Source organism: Oceanobacillus sp. NCCP-135 (genome assembly GCF_059698015.1).
The window spans coordinates 158,198-179,133 of the sequence record NZ_BAAKSZ010000003.1 but is presented as its reverse complement, the minus strand read 5'-3'; the positions used below and the strand labels follow the sequence as shown (position 1 = coordinate 179,133).

General features: G+C 35.7%; 19 protein-coding genes and 1 other annotated feature. Of the genes, 4 read left to right on the top strand and 15 right to left on the bottom strand.

Annotated features, from left to right (window positions below):
- Positions 1–30: 30 nt before the first annotated feature.
- From mreD to AC6HVZ_RS03655, 6 genes are all read right to left on the bottom strand, one after another.
- A complete protein-coding gene (mreD, locus tag AC6HVZ_RS03680; RefSeq protein ID WP_497556783.1) occupies positions 31–570 on the bottom strand; it encodes a rod shape-determining protein MreD in 540 nt (179 codons plus the stop codon).
- The gene (gene mreC / locus AC6HVZ_RS03675) at positions 570–1,454 is read right to left on the bottom strand and encodes a rod shape-determining protein MreC (protein ID WP_497556782.1); all 885 of its coding nucleotides are present in this window, start codon (positions 1,452–1,454) and stop codon (positions 570–572) included. The genes mreD and mreC overlap by 1 nt, the downstream gene beginning before the upstream one ends.
- Before the next feature lie 12 nt (positions 1,455–1,466).
- Entirely contained in the window at positions 1,467–2,507 is a 1,041-nt protein-coding gene (locus tag AC6HVZ_RS03670) for a rod shape-determining protein (RefSeq protein ID WP_497556781.1), read from the bottom strand.
- 241 nt (positions 2,508–2,748) lie between these two features.
- Entirely contained in the window at positions 2,749–3,438 is a 690-nt protein-coding gene (gene radC, locus AC6HVZ_RS03665; RefSeq protein WP_497556780.1) for a RadC family protein, read from the bottom strand.
- 192 nt (positions 3,439–3,630) lie between these two features.
- Positions 3,631–4,542: a hypothetical protein gene (locus AC6HVZ_RS03660; RefSeq protein WP_497556779.1), complete on the bottom strand. Its 912-nt coding sequence runs from the start codon at positions 4,540–4,542 to the stop codon at positions 3,631–3,633.
- Positions 4,543–4,645: 103 nt separating this feature from the next.
- Positions 4,646–5,929: a bifunctional folylpolyglutamate synthase/dihydrofolate synthase gene (locus tag AC6HVZ_RS03655; RefSeq protein ID WP_497556778.1), complete on the bottom strand. Its 1,284-nt coding sequence runs from the start codon at positions 5,927–5,929 to the stop codon at positions 4,646–4,648.
- 202 nt (positions 5,930–6,131) lie between these two features.
- Here AC6HVZ_RS03655 and AC6HVZ_RS03650 point away from each other — a divergent pair, with 202 nt between their 5' ends.
- Together AC6HVZ_RS03650 and AC6HVZ_RS03645 are read left to right on the top strand one after the other, a co-directional pair.
- Positions 6,132–7,034: an ATP-grasp domain-containing protein gene (locus tag AC6HVZ_RS03650; protein WP_497556777.1), complete on the top strand. Its 903-nt coding sequence runs from the start codon at positions 6,132–6,134 to the stop codon at positions 7,032–7,034.
- A complete protein-coding gene (locus AC6HVZ_RS03645) occupies positions 7,018–7,887 on the top strand; it encodes an ATP-grasp domain-containing protein (RefSeq protein ID WP_497556776.1) in 870 nt (289 codons plus the stop codon). The genes AC6HVZ_RS03650 and AC6HVZ_RS03645 overlap by 17 nt, the downstream gene beginning before the upstream one ends.
- 49 nt (positions 7,888–7,936) lie before the next feature.
- Here AC6HVZ_RS03645 and AC6HVZ_RS03640 read toward each other — a convergent pair whose 3' ends face one another.
- Complete coding sequence (locus tag AC6HVZ_RS03640; protein WP_497556775.1) at positions 7,937–10,591, bottom strand: valine--tRNA ligase; 2,655 nt, start codon at positions 10,589–10,591, stop codon at positions 7,937–7,939.
- A gap of 241 nt (positions 10,592–10,832) precedes the next feature.
- Positions 10,833–11,065, bottom strand: a binding site (T-box leader).
- 146 nt (positions 11,066–11,211) lie between these two features.
- On the opposite strand from AC6HVZ_RS03640, the gene AC6HVZ_RS03635 reads away from it, so the two are divergent.
- A complete protein-coding gene (locus AC6HVZ_RS03635; RefSeq protein WP_497556774.1) occupies positions 11,212–11,400 on the top strand; it encodes a YszA family small membrane protein in 189 nt (62 codons plus the stop codon).
- Here the strand turns inward: AC6HVZ_RS03635 and AC6HVZ_RS03630 are convergent.
- From AC6HVZ_RS03630 to hemA, 8 genes are all read right to left on the bottom strand, one after another.
- Positions 11,397–12,410 (bottom strand): hypothetical protein, encoded by a 1,014-nt coding sequence (locus tag AC6HVZ_RS03630; protein WP_497556773.1) that lies wholly within the window; start codon positions 12,408–12,410, stop codon positions 11,397–11,399. The two genes, AC6HVZ_RS03635 and AC6HVZ_RS03630, sit on opposite strands and share 4 nt — an antisense overlap.
- A 62-nt stretch (positions 12,411–12,472) precedes the next feature.
- Positions 12,473–13,510 (bottom strand): stage VI sporulation protein D, encoded by a 1,038-nt coding sequence (gene spoVID, locus AC6HVZ_RS03625; RefSeq protein ID WP_497556772.1) that lies wholly within the window; start codon positions 13,508–13,510, stop codon positions 12,473–12,475.
- Between the two features lie 431 nt (positions 13,511–13,941).
- Positions 13,942–15,231 (bottom strand): glutamate-1-semialdehyde 2,1-aminomutase, encoded by a 1,290-nt coding sequence (hemL, locus tag AC6HVZ_RS03620; RefSeq protein WP_497556771.1) that lies wholly within the window; start codon positions 15,229–15,231, stop codon positions 13,942–13,944.
- A 22-nt stretch (positions 15,232–15,253) separates the two neighbouring features.
- Positions 15,254–16,234, bottom strand: coding sequence for a porphobilinogen synthase (gene hemB / locus AC6HVZ_RS03615; protein ID WP_497556770.1), 981 nt, complete (start codon positions 16,232–16,234; stop codon positions 15,254–15,256).
- Positions 16,224–17,006, bottom strand: a complete 783-nt coding sequence (locus AC6HVZ_RS03610) for a uroporphyrinogen-III synthase (protein WP_497556769.1) — start codon at positions 17,004–17,006, stop codon at positions 16,224–16,226. Before AC6HVZ_RS03610 ends, hemB begins: the two co-directional genes overlap by 11 nt.
- Positions 17,006–17,935, bottom strand: a complete 930-nt coding sequence (gene hemC, locus AC6HVZ_RS03605; RefSeq protein WP_497556768.1) for a hydroxymethylbilane synthase — start codon at positions 17,933–17,935, stop codon at positions 17,006–17,008. The genes AC6HVZ_RS03610 and hemC overlap by 1 nt, the downstream gene beginning before the upstream one ends.
- A 12-nt stretch (positions 17,936–17,947) precedes the next feature.
- On the bottom strand, positions 17,948–18,766 hold the full coding sequence (locus tag AC6HVZ_RS03600) for a cytochrome C assembly family protein (RefSeq protein ID WP_497556767.1): 819 nt from the start codon (positions 18,764–18,766) through the stop codon (positions 17,948–17,950).
- Positions 18,767–18,853: 87 nt separating this feature from the next.
- Entirely contained in the window at positions 18,854–20,227 is a 1,374-nt protein-coding gene (gene hemA / locus AC6HVZ_RS03595) for a glutamyl-tRNA reductase (protein ID WP_497556766.1), read from the bottom strand.
- Between the two features lie 225 nt (positions 20,228–20,452).
- Here hemA and AC6HVZ_RS03590 point away from each other — a divergent pair, with 225 nt between their 5' ends.
- Positions 20,453–20,935 (top strand): LiaI-LiaF-like domain-containing protein, encoded by a 483-nt coding sequence (locus AC6HVZ_RS03590; protein WP_497556765.1) that lies wholly within the window; start codon positions 20,453–20,455, stop codon positions 20,933–20,935.
- Position 20,936: the final 1 nt, after the last annotated feature.

Sequence of the window (20,936 nt, the reverse complement as noted above, 5' to 3'; positions counted from 1 at the left end):
AGTTCACCTCATTACTAGTACCATGCTTAGTTAAATAGTATTTCTGCCAGATAACTGTTCTTTTCTCCATCGGATAAGGCACTTTACAATAACCGGGTATAACACCAGAAGAAATACAAGATTCGAGATAACCGTAGGAAGAAGGCGATACATAAAATAATCTTTCCATAGCATATCACTCATACCTACTACTATAAATATACCATTAATAAAAATATCTGTTAAAGCAAGTCCAACAAGACCTAATAATACGGTTACATAAAAGTTTCCATGAAGTATTTTTTTAATACCATGAACAATGTAAATTACCAATCCATATGAGAACGTATAGACACCCAGTATTCCTGTATAGACAATGTCAATTAACAAGCCAAAAACAATTGCATACATTACCGAAAAATATGTGTTCTCCCCATCATAAAAGATAGCAAGATATACTAGAAATACAAATACCCAATGTGGGACGATGAAGAAGTCGCTCATAATTAAATTGATTGGCAGCAGTTCCAATGCTACACCTTCCAATATAAGAAACAGAAAGAGGATGAGAGGTAAATACAAACGTTTCATTACTCTTCCTCCTCCTCATCTTCGCTTTCAATTTCTGCCTCTTCTATTAGTGTTCGATCTACAACAATAACATTATTTATTTCGTACATATCTGCGGCAGGCTCAATAAGTGCTGTTCGGGTTAACCCATATTGATCAGGAATAACTTCTTTTACTGACCCAATCATTAGCCCAGCGGGAAATACGCCACCCATTCCGGAAGAAACAATTAATTCTCCTTCTTCCAAATCTTTATCTGACTCTTCGATAATCCTGAATAATAAGGAACTACTTTCCTTATCAAACCCTTCAATCATACCAAAAATATCCTTTCCTTCATCACGGGAAATTGTTGCAGATATACGATTGAACTGATCAAAACCTGTAATCAATTGGATAGTCGAAGTAAATTGTGATGTGCTCAGAACTTTCCCTACCATGCCCTCAGCAGTTATAACGGCCATATTGGACTTCACACCGACTTGTTCCCCTTTATTAATCGTAACTTGCTCTACCCAGCTTTCAGGTGAACGGGATATGACGGTTGCCTGGATAGGTTCAAAATCTCTGATTGAATCCGTTACCTCCAATGTGTTTCTCAGTTCTTCATTTTCCTCAGTTAACTCCTGTACTTCATAAATTAATCCTTTATATTCTGATAATTTTTCTTTCAACAGCTGATTCTCATTATACGTATCCCTGAAATCGTCAATATTTGTAAAGATATCTGTTATAAAAGTGACCGGGGCATGTATAACACTTTGCGCCCATCCAACAGTATCATTTACAAATTGTTCTGCAGTTGTTAATTTATCCCTGTCCGTCAAAGAATAGCCAATTAATGCGACAAGAATAATGAATCCAATTAAAATGATAAACAAACGTTTTTTTCTAAAAAACGGCATCAAAACACCTACTTACTCAACAGTTGGACGAGATGATACATTCGAATGTGAACGGAAATGTTGAATGTACTCGATCGATTTACCTGTCCCAATTGCAACACTTTCAAGTGGGTTTTCTGTCACAAAAACAGGTATTTTCGTCTCATCACTAATAACTTGGTCAATATTTTTTAGGAGAGCTCCTCCTCCAGATAATACAATACCTCGATCCATAATATCAGCAGCCAGTTCAGGCGGAGTTTTTTCCAAAGTACTTTTAACTGCCTCCACGATTGATTCAACCGTATCATTTAATGATGCGGCTATTTCTTTGGAAGTAACCGTTATAGTCTTTGGCAAACCAGTTAATAAATCACGTCCTCGTATATCCATCTCTTCATTTCCAGCAGCTTGTCCAGCAGTCCCAATATCCAGTTTAATTGATTCAGCAGATCGCTCTCCAATCATTAAACTATATTGCTTGCGTATATAGGTAACAATAGCCTCATCTAAATTATCCCCAGCTTTTCTGATCGACTGGCTGGTAACTATACCTCCAAGTGAAATAACTGCCACTTCCGTAGTTCCTCCACCGATATCTACAACCATACTGCCTGTTGGTTCCCAAACTGGTAAACCAGCCCCAATAGCTGCTGCAAATGGTTCAGCAATCGGAAAAGCATCTTTTGCTCCGGCTTGCTTTGTCGCATCAATAACCGCACGTTCTTCTACCATGGTAATTCCGGATGGAACACAGACCATAACACTTGGTTTTTTTGCAAAAAAGGATCTGTTTCTCATCGCTTTTTTAATATAGTATTTCATCATCATGGCAGTTGTATCATAGTCTGCAATTACCCCATCTTTCATTGGGCGAATTACAGTAATATTTCCCGGTGTTCTTCCTATCATATTTCTTGCAGAACTACCAACAGCTTCTACTTCTCCAGTTTCGTTATTTTTAGCTACAACAGTAGGTTCGCGGACAACAATCCCTTTTCCTTTCACAAATACAAGTGTATTTGCAGTACCCAAGTCTATCCCTAAATCTTGTGAAAAACTAAATCTACCCAAAAAAATCTCCCTCTCCAAATCGCAATTCATTTGTAAATATGTAGCTTTACTATCCTTTTAAATATTATGTACAAATTAAAGTTCAATCATTAAAAAAAGCCAAATCATTACAAATAAGTTAACTTATACATTGCACCTAACAATCTTAATAAGCGCCACTTTCAATAAAAAATCGAAAAATGGCGCTGATTTATTAGTTGGTCTATATAATTATACGAAAAAATTACTAAAATAGATAGTATTATAAGTATCCTTTTTCTTTAAGTGATACAAATTTTCTATCACCGATGATTAAATGATCCAAAAGTTCTATGCCAATCATTTTACCTGATTCAACTAATCGCCTTGTCACATGAATGTCTTCCTGTGATGGAGAGGGATCTCCGCTGGGATGATTATGTGCAACAATTATCGATGCCGCTGATCGTTTTACTGCTTCGCGGAAGACCTCTCTGGGGTGCACGATAGAAGCATTTAAACTGCCGATGAAGATTGTCTGTCTATGGATGATCTGGTTTTTAGTGTTTAGGAAAAGAACAACAAAATGCTCCTGATTCAAACTTCGCATTTCTTCCATCACGTAATCTGCTCCATCCTCCGGAGAACGGATAACATAGCGATCAATTGGTTTATATTGATTCATTCTTTTTCCCAGCTCAATTGCGGAAAGTATTAAAACTCCCTTCGCTGCACCAATTCCTTTTATTGCTGTAAGCTCTTCTATTGTAGCATCGCTTAGTAACTTTAAACCTTCAAAATGCATTAAAACACGATTGGACAGCGCCATAACGGATTCGTCTCTTGTACCACTCCCCAATAAAATTGCCATTAGTTCCTGATTGGATAAATGCTTGGAACCAAGTTTTAACATGCGCTCTCTGGGGCGATCCTCCTTAGGCACATCCTTAATCATAATTGCTGATGTTGTCATTGATTAACCTCCTTCCGATATATACGTTTATATTAAAACGATATATCAATGGAGACAAATCAGTAAAATTCAATTTTGAAGCATGATTACAGCCTAATTTTTGAAATATTCACTGGAAGAAAATTAAATTATCAAAGGTACTCAAGTACGTAAAATAGAAAATTAGCTATTTGGTATTATTTCATAAAATACCTAATTATTTGTTACTATTTCATATTGCAACCATAATTTTAGAAGAATATGTTGTGCTTGTCTATTTTCTGTTGTACTCATTTCGCCAACTAGTTCTTCTATCATTGTCGATAAACCAGATAATTTTTCAGTACCTTCCGGATAATTATTCATTAATTCTTCCCAGTCTGTTACTGAAAACACTTGATTACTGGTAAGCGACGTCAAAGCTGCCTGCCACTCTTCAAGGAAAGACGTAAGCCAGGTATGCTCTTCCTCCGTAAGCTCTATCTCCACCTCATCTGTTGTCCACTCTTTGACAAAAACATCAAAACCGTACTCACTTAATTCCGTTGCAGACTGTTTTACTTGATCCATTGATTCCCCTAAACCAGTTAATAGAAAATATTGATTATCTATTTCCCAAATAGTAGAAGGCAAGCCTGCATGTTCATATTTGGCAGCCCATTCATCTGCGTTAGCTTGTTCTGAGAAGACCCCTCCTTGTATAACAAATGCATGAATAGGATCAAGCATTTTTAATGAGGTGTCTACTGTTTTATTTTCATCCTGATCTTTAGCAGTATCATCAGTCATTACCGGAAGACTATTATTTCCGTTCGCACTAAGATCTCCATCAATGATTACAAACATTCTGAGCATCGCAAAGCCTAATACTGACCCAATAGCAATGGCGGCAATTGTTGTCACAATAACCGGTTTAAAATGCTTGAATCTACTTTCATTTTTACCATATTTTTTTTTGGAATTACTGCTGTCATACTGTCTTGCAAAAGTTGGAATTGATTCATCACCATTATCTTGATATGTCGCAGCCTGTTCTTCTTTGCTTTTTCGAAAAGTATTCGAACGATCTTTTATTTTAAGTTTGATTTTATTATTCAATACTCCGGTCTTTTTCTGCTTGTCCATGCTATCCCCTCACTCTACTAGTTTTGTTTCACTCTAGCATAAGGGATTTAAAAAGTAAGACGAACAGTGTCAAACGATTAAAAAATAATTCTACAAAATACAATTATTTATGTAAATTTAAATAATCTCTTACCTGAACAATGAAATGTAAAGAACCGGTAACAAAGTAATTGCTGTCCATTTGGTTCATATTTTTTAAAGCTGCTTTCCAATTTCCACAAATCTTTTTATTTTCATCCTCTGTTAGTTGATATAATTTTACTGTACTCGCAGCACGTGGATGATCAAAAGTTGTGACTGTAATAGATGCAAAATGACCGCTTAGTTGATGAAGCATAGTTTCTAAATCTTTATCTTTAAATGCTGCAAAAAGAAGATGGTTAGACATATCTTTATAATTTGTAGTAACTGTTTGTAAAAATGAGTTAATTCCCGCTGGATTATGAGCACTATCCAGAATGATTAGAGGGTTTTCCTTCACAATCTCAAACCTTCCAGGCACTATAGTATGTTTGAAAGCTTCTTTTGTTGTCTGTAAATTTATTGTATAACCCTTTTCTACAAGTTCTAAAATTGCCATAAAGGCAATCGAAGCATTTTTCACCTGATGTTCTCCAAGCATCTTTAAAGTCAGGCTATGCCGGTCTTTTTTTCTATTCCATGAGAAATATTGTACCCCATAGGCTGTGTTATAATCGATATGTTTATATGTAAAGTCTTGTCCTAAATGGTAACTATTTGTCTTTTTATTTTGAATTTCTTTTACAATAACTGCCTGTGCGGCTTCCTCCATTTCACCTACAATAACCGATGCGTCCTCTTTTATAATGCCAGCTTTATGATATGCTATTTCTTCTAATGTATTACCTAAAAAATCAGTATGATCCATTGCGATATTTGTTATAATGGACATAATGGGTCGGAAGCAATTCGTTGTATCTTCACGCCCACCCATACCTGCTTCAATTAGGGCAAAATCAACCTGCTTTGAAAAATACAAAAATGCCAGTGCCGTAATAATTTCAAATTCAGTTGGAGACATATTTTCTTGATCCAGCTGCTTAATCGCAGGATACATTTCATTACATAAAGTTATAAATGAGTCATTTGATATGATGGTATCATTTAATCCTATATGGCCGGCTAAACCAGAAAAACTAGGTGATGTAAACACACCTACATTATAGCCATTACTCTTAAGCGCATTCTTTATAAACTGCAGTGTCGAACCCTTGCCATTGGTTCCTGCAATATGAATGGCTTGGATATTGTCTTGAGGATTATTTAGTAATCCTAGTAAACGTTTAATTCTATCCAAACCAGGCTTAATTCCAAGGGATTTTCGAGTTTCAAAAAACGTCTCTACCTGTTTAAAGTTTTCAAACATTTATGTACACCACTTTCTTTACATCCATTAATTTGACTGTTTTTTAAAATATTGTGCCTGCAATTACTCGTCCCACCGGCAGCACAAGCTTTGGAATAAACCTAAAATTACGTCACATTTTATATCATCCAAGAACTTAAAGTGCAACTATCATTACGAAATAAGTCTTTAATAAATAGTATAGCAGAAAGGATATCATAAATTGAATAAACAAGGATGGATTATATACAACGGAAATTTGCAAGGAAATAAATTTTTAGATTTTGCTGAGTGGATACAATCCGCTGCAGCTAAGAAAAATAGTACCACAATTATTTATAAAAACAATGAATTGCTTTCCTTCCTAGGAATTGATTCATTAGAATTTCTACAGCAAGAAAAAAATCAATTACCTGATTATGTTGTTTTCGCCGATAAAGACATCTATCTCGCAAAGCAATTAGAATTAATGGGAGTACCTGTTTTTAATTCGGCAGAGTCCATTCATATAAGCGATGACAAAATTGCTACATATCAATATTTAGCACAAAATAAGCTGCCTATACCGAAAACAATAATTGCTCCAAAAATTTTCTCCAATGGAATGCTTGATAATGAAACCATACAGCTAGCAATCCAAAAACTAGGGTGGCCTATGATTGTAAAAGAAGCCTTTGGATCTTTTGGTGAGCAGGTTTATTTAATACATACAGAAGAGGAATTAATCAAAAAGATTAACGAATTACAAGGAAAAGCATTCATATTTCAGGAATTTATTGCATCAAGCTATGGAAGAGATTTACGCTTACATGTTGTAGGTGATAAAGTTGTGGCAGCAATGGAACGAACGTCAGCGAATGACTTTAGGGCAAACGTGACAGCAGGTGGCACGATGAAGGCTTATCTACCTACGGAGCAGGAAGTGACATTAGCAGTTACTGCAACCAAAGCAATCGGAGCTGATTTTGCCGGAGTTGATCTATTGTTTGGTCCGGATAATAATCCATTAATTTGTGAGATAAACTCAAATGCTCATATCCATAATATGTATGATTGTACGGGAATTAATGTAGCTGATTTTATTATGGACTACATACTTGATCATTTAAATGAAGAACGAAGGTGAAAAGATGGCGCACGGCTGGCTGATCTATAAGAAGGAAGACGTAGCTGTTAATCAATCGTTTATTGATTGGTTTATTGAAGAGGCACAACTTCAAAATTTATCACTCAAGCTTATCATAAGAGAAAAAGTGACGATTGGGATTACTGGTAACGAGCGGATAATTAACATGGATGGAAAAGCCATTTCTAAACCTGATTTCGCCATTGTTCGCACAATAGACCCATTGTTAAGCCTGCATTTGGAAGCATGTGATATCACTGTTTTCAATTCATCCATTATTTCAAGTATCTGTAATGATAAAGCACTTACCCATCATTATATAAATGATCTTGGGATCTCAATGGTAGATACATTATATTTTAAAAAAGATAATATCCCCACAACTATCCCATTCCCTTTTCCCTTTGTTGTGAAAGAATCTTCAGGCAGAGGAGGTAAACAAGTATATTTTATTGATGATCGACAAGCTTGGGAAGTTTCAATTGGGAAGCTTTCAAATGATTTTATTATTCAAACCAGTAATGTAAAGCTTGGAAAAGATTTGCGTGTTTTTATTGTTGGTAAAGAAATTATCGGTGCAGTTTTAAGAGAAAGCAATAATGATTTCCGTGCTAATTTCAAGCTCGGTGGTTCTGCAAGGTTGTATAAGCTAAATGAGCAAGAGCTAGCAATTATCAGGAAAATAATCAATTACTTTCATTTTGACATGGTGGGCATTGATTTTTTAATCGATTATAATGGTGATCTTCTATTTAATGAAATAGAAGATGTTGTAGGTTCTAGAACACTTAGTGCTGTTAGTAATATAAATATTGTTCGAAAATATGTGTCACATATAAAATCAAAAATATAGCAAAGCGGAATTTCTATTGATTCATGAAATTCCGCTTCAAGTAAAAATTTTATTCTGCTGATTGTTTTAATTCATTCAATCTTACTTTCACTTTAGCTTGCTTATCGAGATAATCTTTTTCCTTTTGTTTTTCTTCATTTACGACTGCCTCTGGTGCTTTTTTAACAAAACCTTCATTAGATAATTTTTTCTGTACACGTTCTACTTCTTTTGTCCATTTATCCAATTCTTTTTTTAGGCGATCTATTTCTTTTTCAAAATCAATCAACCCTTCAAGTGGAAGGTAAATTTCAGCCCCTGTCACAACTGCTGACATAGCTTTTTCAGGAACAGTAACGTTGGTTGCAATCGTCAATTCACGAGGATTACAAAAACGTTCCAAGTAGTCACGATTATTCTCAAGCTCTGCTACAACTTCTGAAGTTTCAGCCTGGATTAGAAGTTTAATTTGTTTAGACATTGGTGTATCTACTTCTGCCCGTATATTACGAACAGATTTAATGATCGAAACAAGTCGTTTCATTTCTTTAGATGCTGCCACGTCATGAAATTCATTTCGCACTTGTGGCCATTTAGCAACGGTGATCGATTCACCTTGATGTGGCAGCTGTTGCCAGATTTCTTCTGTAATAAACGGCATATATGGATGAAGCATACGCATCGTTTGATCAAGAACATATGCTAGTACAGATTGAGTTGTTTTCTTTTTAGTCTCATCTTCACCATATAACGGAAGTTTAGCCATTTCAATATACCAATCACATAATTCGTCCCAAATAAAGTTATGCAGATGGCGACCTGCTTCACCGAATTCATATTTATTTGTATTTTTTGTTACAAGTTCTATCGTCTCATTTAATCGGGTTAATATCCATTTATCTGCTAACGATTTTTCAGTGGATAAATCAATATCCTCATAAGTGAAGTTTTCCATATTCATCAAGGAAAAGCGAGACGCATTCCATACTTTATTGGCAAAATTCCAGGTAGACTCAACTTTTTCCCAATGGAAGCGTAAATCCTGCCCTGGAGTAGATCCGGTTAGCAAGAAATACCTCAGAGAATCTGCACCATACTTTTCGATTACATCCATCGGATCTACACCATTACCAAGTGATTTACTCATTTTCCGCCCCTCCGCATCACGAATTAAACCGTGAATAAGGACATCTTTAAATGGTTTTTCACCGGTGAATTGTTTCGATTGGAAAATCATTCTTGCTACCCAAAAGAAGATAATATCGTATCCTGTAACGAGTACATTTGTTGGGAAGTAATGTTTAAAATCCTCTGACTCCGTATTAGGCCAGCCCATGGTTGAAAATGGCCATAATGCAGAAGAGAACCATGTATCCAATACGTCTTCATCCTGCTCCCAATTTTCACTATCTGCTGGCGCTTCTTTACCAACATAAATTTCCTTCGTTTCCTTATGATACCATGCGGGAATTCGATGCCCCCACCAAAGCTGACGTGAAATACACCAATCACGGATGTTGTCCATCCAGTTTAAATACGTATGCTCAAAGCGATCTGGAACGAAATTCACTTTTTGTTCACTACGCTGCAGTTCTACTGCTGCATCTGCTAATGGCTGCATATCAACAAACCACTGGGTAGATAAATAGGGTTCAACAACCGCTCCACTGCGCTCTGAATGGCCAACTTGATGGACTCTTTCTTCAATATAAAATAATACACCAATATCCTGAAGATCGTTCACAATCTGCTTCCTGCATTCAAAACGATCAAGGCCTTGATATTTTCCTGTATTTTCATTCATAGATCCATCTTCATTCATTACAAGCACACGCTTTAGATTATGACGATTTCCAATTTCAAAATCATTTGGGTCATGTGCTGGAGTAATTTTTACAGCACCTGACCCAAGCTCCATATCTACATAATCATCAGCAACAATTTCAATTTCCCGCCCTACAATTGGCAATACAACTGATTTACCAATTAAGTGCTTGTAACGTTTATCTTTAGGATGCACTGCTACTGCTGTATCACCTAACATCGTTTCTGGACGTGTTGTAGCAACTTCAATTGTTTCTTCACTATCCTTAATCGGATAGCGCATATGATAAAATTTTCCTTGAACTTCCTCATAAATAACTTCAATGTCTGAGAGTGCAGTTTTTGTTTGCGGATCCCAGTTAATAATATATTCACCACGATAAATAAGTCCCTTTTCATATAGCTTAACAAAAACTTCCTTTACCGCATCAGACAGTCCATCGTCCAAAGTGAATCGTTCTCTGGAATAATCAAGTCCCAGTCCAAGCTTTTCCCATTGAGATCGAATAAAGTTAGCATATTCCTCTTTCCATTCCCATGCTGTCTCAATAAACTTTTCTCGCCCTAATTCATAACGATTTGTTCCTTGTTCTTTCAGTTTTGCTTCCACCTTTGCCTGTGTTGCAATTCCAGCATGATCCATCCCTGGAAGCCATAACACATCATATCCCTGCATACGTTTCATTCGGGATAACGTATCCTGCATCGTTGTATCCCATGCATGACCTAAATGTAGTCTGCCAGTTATATTTGGTGGTGGGATGACAATGGAATACGGCTCCTTTTCCTTGTCTTTAGTTGCTTCAAAATATTTTCCCTGTAACCAAAATTGATAGCGATCTTTTTCCACTGCCTGTGGATTATATTTTGATGACAGTGACGCTGTCTTATTTTCGTTCATGTTAGCTACCTCCTAATATTGAAAAAATTGTCAGTCCAAAAGAGATTCTTCAAAGCGAATTTTGCTTTCCTGGAAATTCTTATACTCTCGAGTGCCCGCTTTTTGAAGTAGACTTTCGTTCAGGCGAAAAAGCACTTTTCATCTACGACCTGAATTTGCTTCGAAGTATTACTTATGCACTCATGCAGAAAGGAATATGAATACATTTTCTTTACCGCAAAAAAACCCTTCTCATCCTTAATAAAAGGACGAAAAGGGTTTATTTCCGTGGTACCACCTTTGTTTACAAGTGAATAAAAGCACTTGTACACTCAATTGATTGATAACGGCGAGCTGCCGGCATTCTCCTACTTCAGTTTCAAAGAAGCTGCTTCATGGGCGACCTTCCAAAATAGCTTTTCCTGGGAAATTTTCAGCTCTTATTCCCCTCTCTGTAGGTGTCTATTTTGTACTCTTCCCGATCATCACATTTAATTATAATGATTACTTTTTATTCTATCGATAACTTTATCTGTCGTCAACTATTATCACAGTTTTTGCACAAAACAACTATCTCTATACATATCATATTAAATAAAACGAAGAAAGGGAAGTGATTTTTTTGGAAAGAGGTGATTTAAGTGGCGAGGTATTATAGATATCGACTACCACCATGGGCAAGACACTGTATTTTTGTTATTGAAAAGGTTACTTTACCCATTCTGATTTTTCAACTACTGCGTACATTATTTTTTCCAACTACTCTTGATGTATTTTTACTGGGACTGTTAGTCGGACTGTTTATTGCTTTCTATTTAGAATGGATTTAACTTTCAAGATCATCAAGTGAGATTGTTTCATATTCATCCTCAATATGGTTAGATAATTGTATTCCGAATAAAACTTTACGATAGGCATGCTGTAATTGAATAACATTCTCAATGATTGAATGTTGATTATTACCATTCACATAGTCTTGAACAATGGAACAATATTCTGTCGGATCTAACAAATGAATGGCAAGTAACTGCAATTCATTTATGGTTAATTTATTTACTTCCATATAAAGAGAGAATAAATCAATCAGTAATTCTGTCTGTGAATCATAATCAGCGACTTCATTTTTATAAAATGTAGCTAAATCGATAACAGCATTTTCATATGTAGCATTTTCAAAATTAATTATATAGAATTGTCCTGCAGCTAAGACATGAGAAAATCTTAAATTTCCGTGACATAAACTATAATTCCAGGTTGTTTTTTCTGCTTCCAGATTAATAAATTGTTCAATCCGTTTATTTATTTCCTTAAATCCATACTCCAATTCCCGAAATTGTGTACAAACAAGTAACTCTAATGGTGACATATACTGATTCTTTTCAAATTTTTCTACAAAACCAAATAGATTTATTGCTGTATCCTGACAAAACTTCTTATATGCTTGAAAATGATGTTGCCAAACTTCCGTCTGAACCACCTGCTCTTGTTTTGTTGTTACGTGTAGTTTTCCTACATTGCGATAAAATTGCTCAATTGATTGTTTAGTTATCTTCATCTCCATATTATCTATCCATGGCGTTAAATAAAAGATACTTTTTTCTATTTCTATATATAAATTTCCACCATTTGTTAAATAAACTGGTAAAATACTTGATAGATTATGTGAAAAAGCCTGCTGGTAGGCATATTCCCAATTTGTTACACTACCATCGGACATGGAGCTTTGTTTGAGAGCATACTCCCGTTGCCCATCACTGATTCGATAAATACGTTCTGTTACTTTAATTATAGTGAGCGGATAAATGGAATAGGCCTGCAGCACTTTTTTTATTCTATCCATCGTTTATTTCACCACCTGGAATAAATTGGATACCCCTTGAATAAGACCAAGGGGTAACATTTCTACTTTTTCTTATTTGGAATATAAAGTAATTGACCTTCAGAAACTTCATATGCTTCAGCTAAATTATTTTGTTTTATCAATTGTAATGTTGTTATTTTATAGCGTTCAGCAATTGTCTCAATCGTATCTTTTTCCTGAACAATACAGAGTCTCATTTGTGTGTATTGTTCTTCCTCTGAGCTTCTAAACATATCTGCTAGATAACGAACATCTTCCATTTCTTCTGCTCGATTTTCCATAGCTTCATATGCATCTGGTGCTTCGTCTGAATCATTGTAAGATGGCGAGGGATCATCAATGATCTCTGGAGAAGAATCAAGCGCACTTTCCTTAGAAGATAAATCATCAAAAAATTCCTTCAATGATTGAGACTGTTGTTTAATTTTCCAACGGGCTTCTTCTGTAGAATCATCTCCTTCTTCCTCTTCCGATTTTAAAGTGGGAATATCTGATGGATTTAATATCGTTGGTTCAAGTTCATCATCCGTATCTTTTTCCTGTTTTATTTCAAAATTAAATGAATCATTCGCTTCTCTCTCCATAGAGAGCGCTTCTGCTTGAGATTCCTTTGCTTCCACGTTTTCAGGTGATTCTTCAGATGGATCACTAATTCCATGAATCTCAATCGTAGAATACAATTTCAGCTGGCTTGGTTCTGGTATTTCATAATCAAATGATTCAATGTACACCGTTACATCATTAATATCATTTACTCTATATGTTGGTACAGTTATTTCAACAGGAAACCGATGGGTAAACGCTGCATTACCTTCTTCCAAATCTACAACGGTTTCTACAAAACGCTTTGAATGATAATCTTCAAAATCCATCGGTTGGTCATTTTCCTCTGTTGATGCCACCTTAAGATATTCCCCACTTAATTCGATTACACCCCTTATCGAAATATACTCATTAAAAGCTTGAATGGATATTTCCGGGTCCAGGGAAACCCCTCTCATTTCTGCAACTTCCTGTCCTTTTTCAAAATAAAGCGATTCGTTTAATTCAAAACTGAACACCGGTTGATCATTTGACAAATGATTTCCTCCCTTCAACATATATATATTCCATAAGCTTATATGTCTTAATTATCTATATGAGAGATAAATGGAGGTTATGCTTATGAAATGAAAGTCTTCATTCTGAATGTTTGGGACTGGGGTTACTTGTGTATAAAAAAAACAACTCTCTTTAAAACCAACCTTACAAATAACTCAAATAAAGTGAAACTTCATTCAGTGGGGGTTTCCCTTCCTCCCCCACTGAATGTTAGTACCTCATGATATGACCTAAAGACCCTTGATCAGAATCAGGAAATTTACAGGCTGTTTTTACCACAAGGGTATGACACAAGGCCCTCCCCACCTTCACGTTTGGGATTTCTCACGCTTGGAGGTGGGGGTATTACAGCCCATTAATGCGTAATAAAAAAAGCTACTCCAGTCTGAAATAGCTTTTTAATAGCAATTTACTTTTCAATTTTCGAAAACGCATTACGTATTGCTTGAATTGTTTTTCCAATGTCTTCATCTGTATGGGCAGTTGAGAGGAATAATCCTTCAAACTGAGATGGCGGTAAAAAGATGCCCTCATCTATCATCGCACGATAATACTGGGCAAAATAATCTAGGTTTGATTTTTGAGCAGTTTCAAAGTTTATAACTTCCTCATTTGTAAAGAACACACCAAACATCGAACCAGCACGATTAATATGGAGTGGGATATCAAAGTCTTTCGCAGCTTGTTTAAAACCATCCATTAATTTTTCTACTTTTTTATTAATCTTCTCATAAGATAATCTATCCAATGCATGTAATGTTTCAAAGCCTGCCGTCATTGCTAATGGGTTACCGGATAAAGTTCCTGCTTGATATATCATTCCTGCCGGTGCAACATTTTCCATGATTACACGTTTGCCACCGTATGCCCCAACCGGTAAGCCACCACCAATTACTTTACCCAAACAAGTTAAGTCTGGTGTCACACCAAAATGACCCTGTGCACAATTATATCCTACACGAAATCCTGTCATTACTTCATCAAAGATCAGTACCGTACCATTATCCTCGGTAATTTCCCTTAACTCCTGTAAGAAATTACCTACTGGTGCCACAACTCCCATATTTCCTGAAACAGGTTCAACAATAACTGCTGCAATGTCATCACCATAATTTTCAAAAGCATACCGGACGCTTTCCATATCGTTATACGGTACAGTAATTGTATTTTTTGCAATCGATTCTGGAACACCAGGGCTATCAGGCAGTCCCAATGTTGCAACACCAGATCCTGCTTTTATAAGCAATGAATCACCATGTCCATGGTAATTCCCTTCAAATTTCAGGATTTTATCTCTTCCTGTATAGCCTCTCGCTACACGGAGTGCACTCATTGTTGCTTCCGTTCCCGAATTGACCATACGCAGCATTTCAATGGAAGGGACACGTTCTATCACAAGTTCTGCCAATTTATTTTCCAAAACAGTTGGCGCACCAAAGCTAGTTCCATTTTCGGCTGCTTCTTTTAATTTACGAACAACATTATCATCTGCATGTCCTAAAATTAAAGGCCCCCAGCTTAATACATAATCAATATACTCATTGCCATCAATATCAGTGATTTTTGATCCTTTTCCTTTTTCCATAAAAATTGGTGCCATACCTACTGATTTAAATGCACGAACAGGAGAGTTCACACCACCAGGCATCAAATCGACAGCTTCCTTGTAAGCATCCACTGAGTTATCAAAACTTTTCACAAAAAACCACTCCTCCACAAATTTATTCGTTCAGCCATCTAGCTGCATCTTTAGCAAAATACGTTAAGATAAGGTCTGCTCCAGCCCGTTTCATGGAAGTTAGTTTTTCGAGTACAATATCTTTTTCATTTACCCAGCCATTTAAAGCAGCTGCTTTTACCATCGAGTACTCTCCGCTAACATTGTAGGCAACGACAGGTATATTAAAATTATTTCTTACCTCGCGAACAATATCAAGATAGGATAATGCAGGTTTTACAATTAGAAAATCTGCCCCTTCTTCAATATCAGATTTAGCTTCACGTAAAGCTTCCAGGCGATTTGCCGGATCCATCTGATAGGTCTTGCGGTCACCGAATTGTGGTGTACTGTCTGCAGCATCCCGGAAAGGTCCATAAAAGGCCGAAGCATATTTCACAGCATAGGACATAACCGGAATGTTCTTGAAGCCTGCCTCGTCCAAAGATTTGCGGATAACAGCAACAAATCCATCCATCATGTTTGATGGTGCTATAATATCTGCACCTGCATTTGCCTGTGAGACAGCAGTTTTTGCCAGCAGCTTCAGTGATTCATCATTATCCACATCCTGATGATGAATTACGCCACAATGACCATGTGATGTATATTCACAAAGACATGTATCCGCAATGACTAACATGTCCGGAAATTCACTTTTTACCATTCGTGTTGCTTCCTGTATAATTCCATGATCAATAAAAGCTCCCGTTCCCTGTTCATCCTTATCATGGATTACGCCAAACAACATAATAGCTTTAATCCCAAGTTCGGCTACCTCTCTTACCTCTTTAACTAAAAGATCAAGAGAAATTTGATAAATTCCGGGCATTGAGGCTATTTCATTTTTAATGGTATTCCCTTCAATAACAAACATCGGATAAATAAAGTCATCTGTTCGCAGGTGATTTTCACGTACTAATGACCTGATGGAAGCTGAAGATCTTAATCTGCGATGCCGTTTAAATTCACTATTAATTGTCATCATCATCTATCCTTTCTGAGGAAATGTACTGTTGCATACATTCCAACATTCCTTCAATTGTATATTCCTTAGGTGCTAAAGTGGAGGTGAAGCCTAGTTCACGTGCTCTATTTTCTGTAGTTGTTCCAATACATACACACGTAGTATCAATCGCAACCTTTGCCAACTTAACAAATGCATCTACCGTTGATGGACTGGTAAATGTTATAAAATCCAAGTTTCTTTGTAGTAAAATATTATTTAAGGTTTCAGCTATTTCAAAATTATAGTTTGTCTCATAAACTTCGATGGAATCAAAGGAAAGCTCCTGCTTTGAAAATTCGATTGGCAGGACATCCCTAGATCGACTGCCCCGCACCAGCAGGATAGAATCTGTTTCTTTGTATTTACTCAAAAATTCATCAGCCATTGTCTCTGCATTATAGGTAGAAGGGATAAAATCTGCAGTTAACCCGAATTTTTTCAATGTATTTTCCGTTTTATGCCCAATTACCGCAAAATGTATATGTTGAAACTGTTCTATATCTACTTTATATTTCTCAGCTAACTGAAAAAAACATGTTACTCCATTTGCACTTGTGAAAAATATCCACCCATAGTTATCTATATCTTGAAAATAAGTCTTGCTATCATTCTGATCCATACATGAAATTTTCAAAAGAGGGGCTTCAATTGGTATGCCACCATGCTGTACAACCTGCTCCATAAATTCTTTTGCCTGGTTCACTTCTCTGGTAATAAGAATTTTAGATCCATGTAATGAAATTGACATTACTCGTCAAGCTCCTCTTTCACTCTCTCCACTATTTCTTTTGCACCTTGATCGATAAGCTTATCTGCTGCTTCTTTACCAACAGCCGCAGGATCAGTTCCTCGAACAACTTCTTTAAGAATTGTTTTACCATCTGGTGTGCCAACTAATGCAGTTAGAATAATGTCTTCTTTTTCTAAATAAGCATAGCCCCCGATAGGCACCTGACATCCACCTTCAAGTAGATGAAGAAATGTTCTTTCTGCACTAACTGTTTTGGTTGTATAATCATCATTTATTTTAGCTAATAAATCACGAATCTCTTGATCATCTTCACGACATTCAATTGCTAAGGCTCCTTGTCCAACTGCCGGTACACAAACTTCCGCGTCCAGGTATTCTGTTATCAGATCTTCACTTAAACCGACACGTTTTAATCCTGACACAGCTAAAATAATCGCATCATAATCCGCTTCATTTAATTTTCTAAGACGTGTCTCGATATTTCCACGGATCCACTTAATGGATACATCGGGTCTTTTGGCTAATATTTGCGCTGCACGACGTAAACTGCTTGTACCAACAATGGCACCCGCCTTTAACTTATTAAGTGATACATTATTTTTTGATATAAACGCATCTCGATGATCTTCACGGATAGGAATAGAAGATATCATAAGTCCTTCAGGCATAGTGGATGGCATATCTTTCATACTATGTACAGCAAAATCTATTTCCCCATCATACATAGCTTGCTCAATTTCTTTCACAAACAGACCTTTCCCTCCTACTTTTGATAAGGTAACATCAAGAATCCGATCACCTTTTGTAACAACTTTCTTTACTTCAAATTCATTTTTCACGCCAGCCTCTTTCAACTGATTTATCACCCAATTTGTTTGGGTTAAAGCTAAATTACTTTTTCTTGAACCAACAGTAATTTTACGCATGAAGACAACCTCCTAAAAATGAAAATTTGATAATGAACTAAACAAAAAGAAATTAATTAGTAAAATTAAAAACGCTGCGGTATTATAAATGGAAATAGTTTTTCCTTGATATCCTTTAATCAAACGTAAAAATAAATAAACAATATAGACAGCTAAAACCAGAAGTGAGCCTACCGTTTTCATATCAAACCAATAAAATTCAGCATTAGCCACATATGCCCACACTACACCTAATATTATACCAATTAACAATAACCCAACGCCAATTGTAACAGCTATAAAAGAGTAATTATCCAGCCCCTTCAAGTCACCGATTCGCCACATCCACTTAAACCCTTGTTTATTTTTTAATAAACGATATTGCAAAATATACAAGATTGAAAGCAAAAAGGAAATAGTGAAAAAGCCGTAAGATACAATTGCGAGTGTTATATGTGTAATCAGTATTTCGTTGACAAATTGAACACCACTGCTTTGCATATTTTCCTGTGCATTCGTAGAGATATATAAAAGAAAAATAAAAAAGCCAAATAAATTTGTAAAAAAGACAATAAAATGAACAGGAAAAAGTTTATTGATAGCTACTGAAAAAGTAATCAGTATCCAGGAGTAAAAAAATAAACTATCGTTTAATGTCTGTATTGGAAAGTTTTTTTCGATCAATACCTGATATAACAAAAAAAAGGTTTGAAAAATCCAAACCATACTAAGTAACCAGAATGCTAAATAATTAGCCCTCCGGTTGTGTTGAATAAAATCAATAAAATACCCAATCAAACTTAAACCATAAATCATTAAAGTAATTTCATACAGCCATTTTAATTCAAACATATGTGAATCCTTTCTGGTAGTTAACGACAGGAGAAAATAAGGAAAAAGTCAATAACTATAGAATAAAATTAGCAACAGCCATTATGCCTAAATGGTTTTTATTGTATCAATTATTGGATAGGATACCTTTTCATTTTTTTTTAGTTTCTTGATTGCATCATTTTTTTGGACTTGCTTTTCAAATTCATCTTTCACTTCCGCTTCAATTCCAAAGATATCCACGAACAATCTGAGTGCTTCCTCCGCATTATCTTGGGCAGCCAGCTCTTTTGCCTGTGTAACCGGTTCTTTTAATAACTGATTGATGATACTTTTTGTGTGCTTATTGATAACCTTCTTCTCTCTGGTTGTTAAATCTGGTATTTTCCTTTCAATACTTTGCATTGTTTCTGCTTGAATGGAAAGTGCTTTTTGACGTAGAGCGGAGATAACCGGAACTACCCCCAACGTTTTTAGCCATTCTTTAAATGTAACAATTTCTTCTTCAAGCATAAGTTCAATTTGCTGTGCAGCTGCTTTCCTTGCTTCCAGATTTTCATCAACAATATGCTGAAGATCATCAATGTCATAAAGGAAAATATTATCCAATTCTCCAAGTTTTGGATCTATATCCCTTGGTACAGCAATATCCACTAAGAATAGCGCTCTGCCTTTTCGTTTCTTTTGAATAGGTGTCAACATTTCTTTCGTTAAAACCACATTATCCGAGGCCGTTGAGCTGATTAATATATCTGCGTCATAGATAACCTCTGACAAATTATCAATAGTTTCCGCTTTAGCGTGGAACTTTTCAGCTAACACATTTGCTTTTTCAAGGGTTCGATTTAAAACTGTAATTTTACTAGCACCTGAACCTTGAAGATTTTTTAATGCTAATTCTCCCATTTTACCTGCACCGAAGATCACAACATGTTTATTCTGCAAATCACCAAATATCTTCTTTGCCAGTTCTACGGCTGCATAGCTAACAGAGACTGCATGTTCGCCGATTGCAGTATCACTTTGTGCACGTTTTCCTAATGTAATTGCTTGTTTAAAGAGCTCATTAAATATTGTACCAGTGGCTTTCATTTTTTGTGATGTTAAAAACGCCTGTTTAACTTGACCAAGTATTTGTGTTTCACCCAGAACCATGGAATCAAGTCCTGTTGATACCCTAAATAAATGATCAAGTGCACCATCATCCTCCGTGATTCGTAAATAAGAAGTGAATTCCTCTTTATCTAAGTTGAACCAATCAGCTAAAAATTGTTTTATATAAAAACGCCCTGTATGGACTTGATCTACTACAGCATAAATTTCAGTACGATTGCAAGTAGAAACAATTACATTTTCCAAAATGCTTTTTCGAGCTTTCAATTCTGTCATCGCTTCGTGAAGAGACTGCTCTGAAAATGTAAGCTTTTCCCTAATCTCAACAGGGGCTGTTTTGTAATTAAATCCAACCTTTAGTATATGCAAATTATTCTACCCCCAAATATCCACTCAAGAATAAATATTCCCTTCTATTATAACACGCAAATCCATTCACTATTTCTTAAAATGTGAACAGATAATGAAACAATATGTTAGGATTAAACGTATATAGTATTAAGTATATTCTACACTTATAACTCGAATGTACTTTATCATATCAGAAACCATTAAGCAAGAAATCAATATATTATGACCTGAGGTGATGATCGTTTGAAAAAACAAAATGCGTTAGCGGCATATGTGTTAATAGGAATTGGGGGTTACTTCCTATTAAGACAGCTAAAGGTTCCCATCTTTACCGATTTTTATTCTTGGCCAACGTTGTTAATTATTATTGGTGTAGCATTACTTATCCATAGCTATACTGCTAAAAACTATCAAAACTTATTTGGCGGGACAGTTATTCTTGCATTAGGTATTCATTTTCACGGATTGGAACATTATTCCTTTTGGATAGATCATTGGGCTGTATATCTGCTTATTGTTGGTATTGCATTTATCGTCCGTTATTTACAAACAAAGCATGGACTCTTACCAGGAATTCTGCTCATCGGCATATCATTAATTATGATTTTTTCTATACAGGTACCTGTATGGTTTGAATGGATTTATGATATTTTTAATATTATGGAAAGATTTTGGCCCATTGCTATTATTATTTTTGGTATTTATTTATTAAAGAAAAGAAAATGAG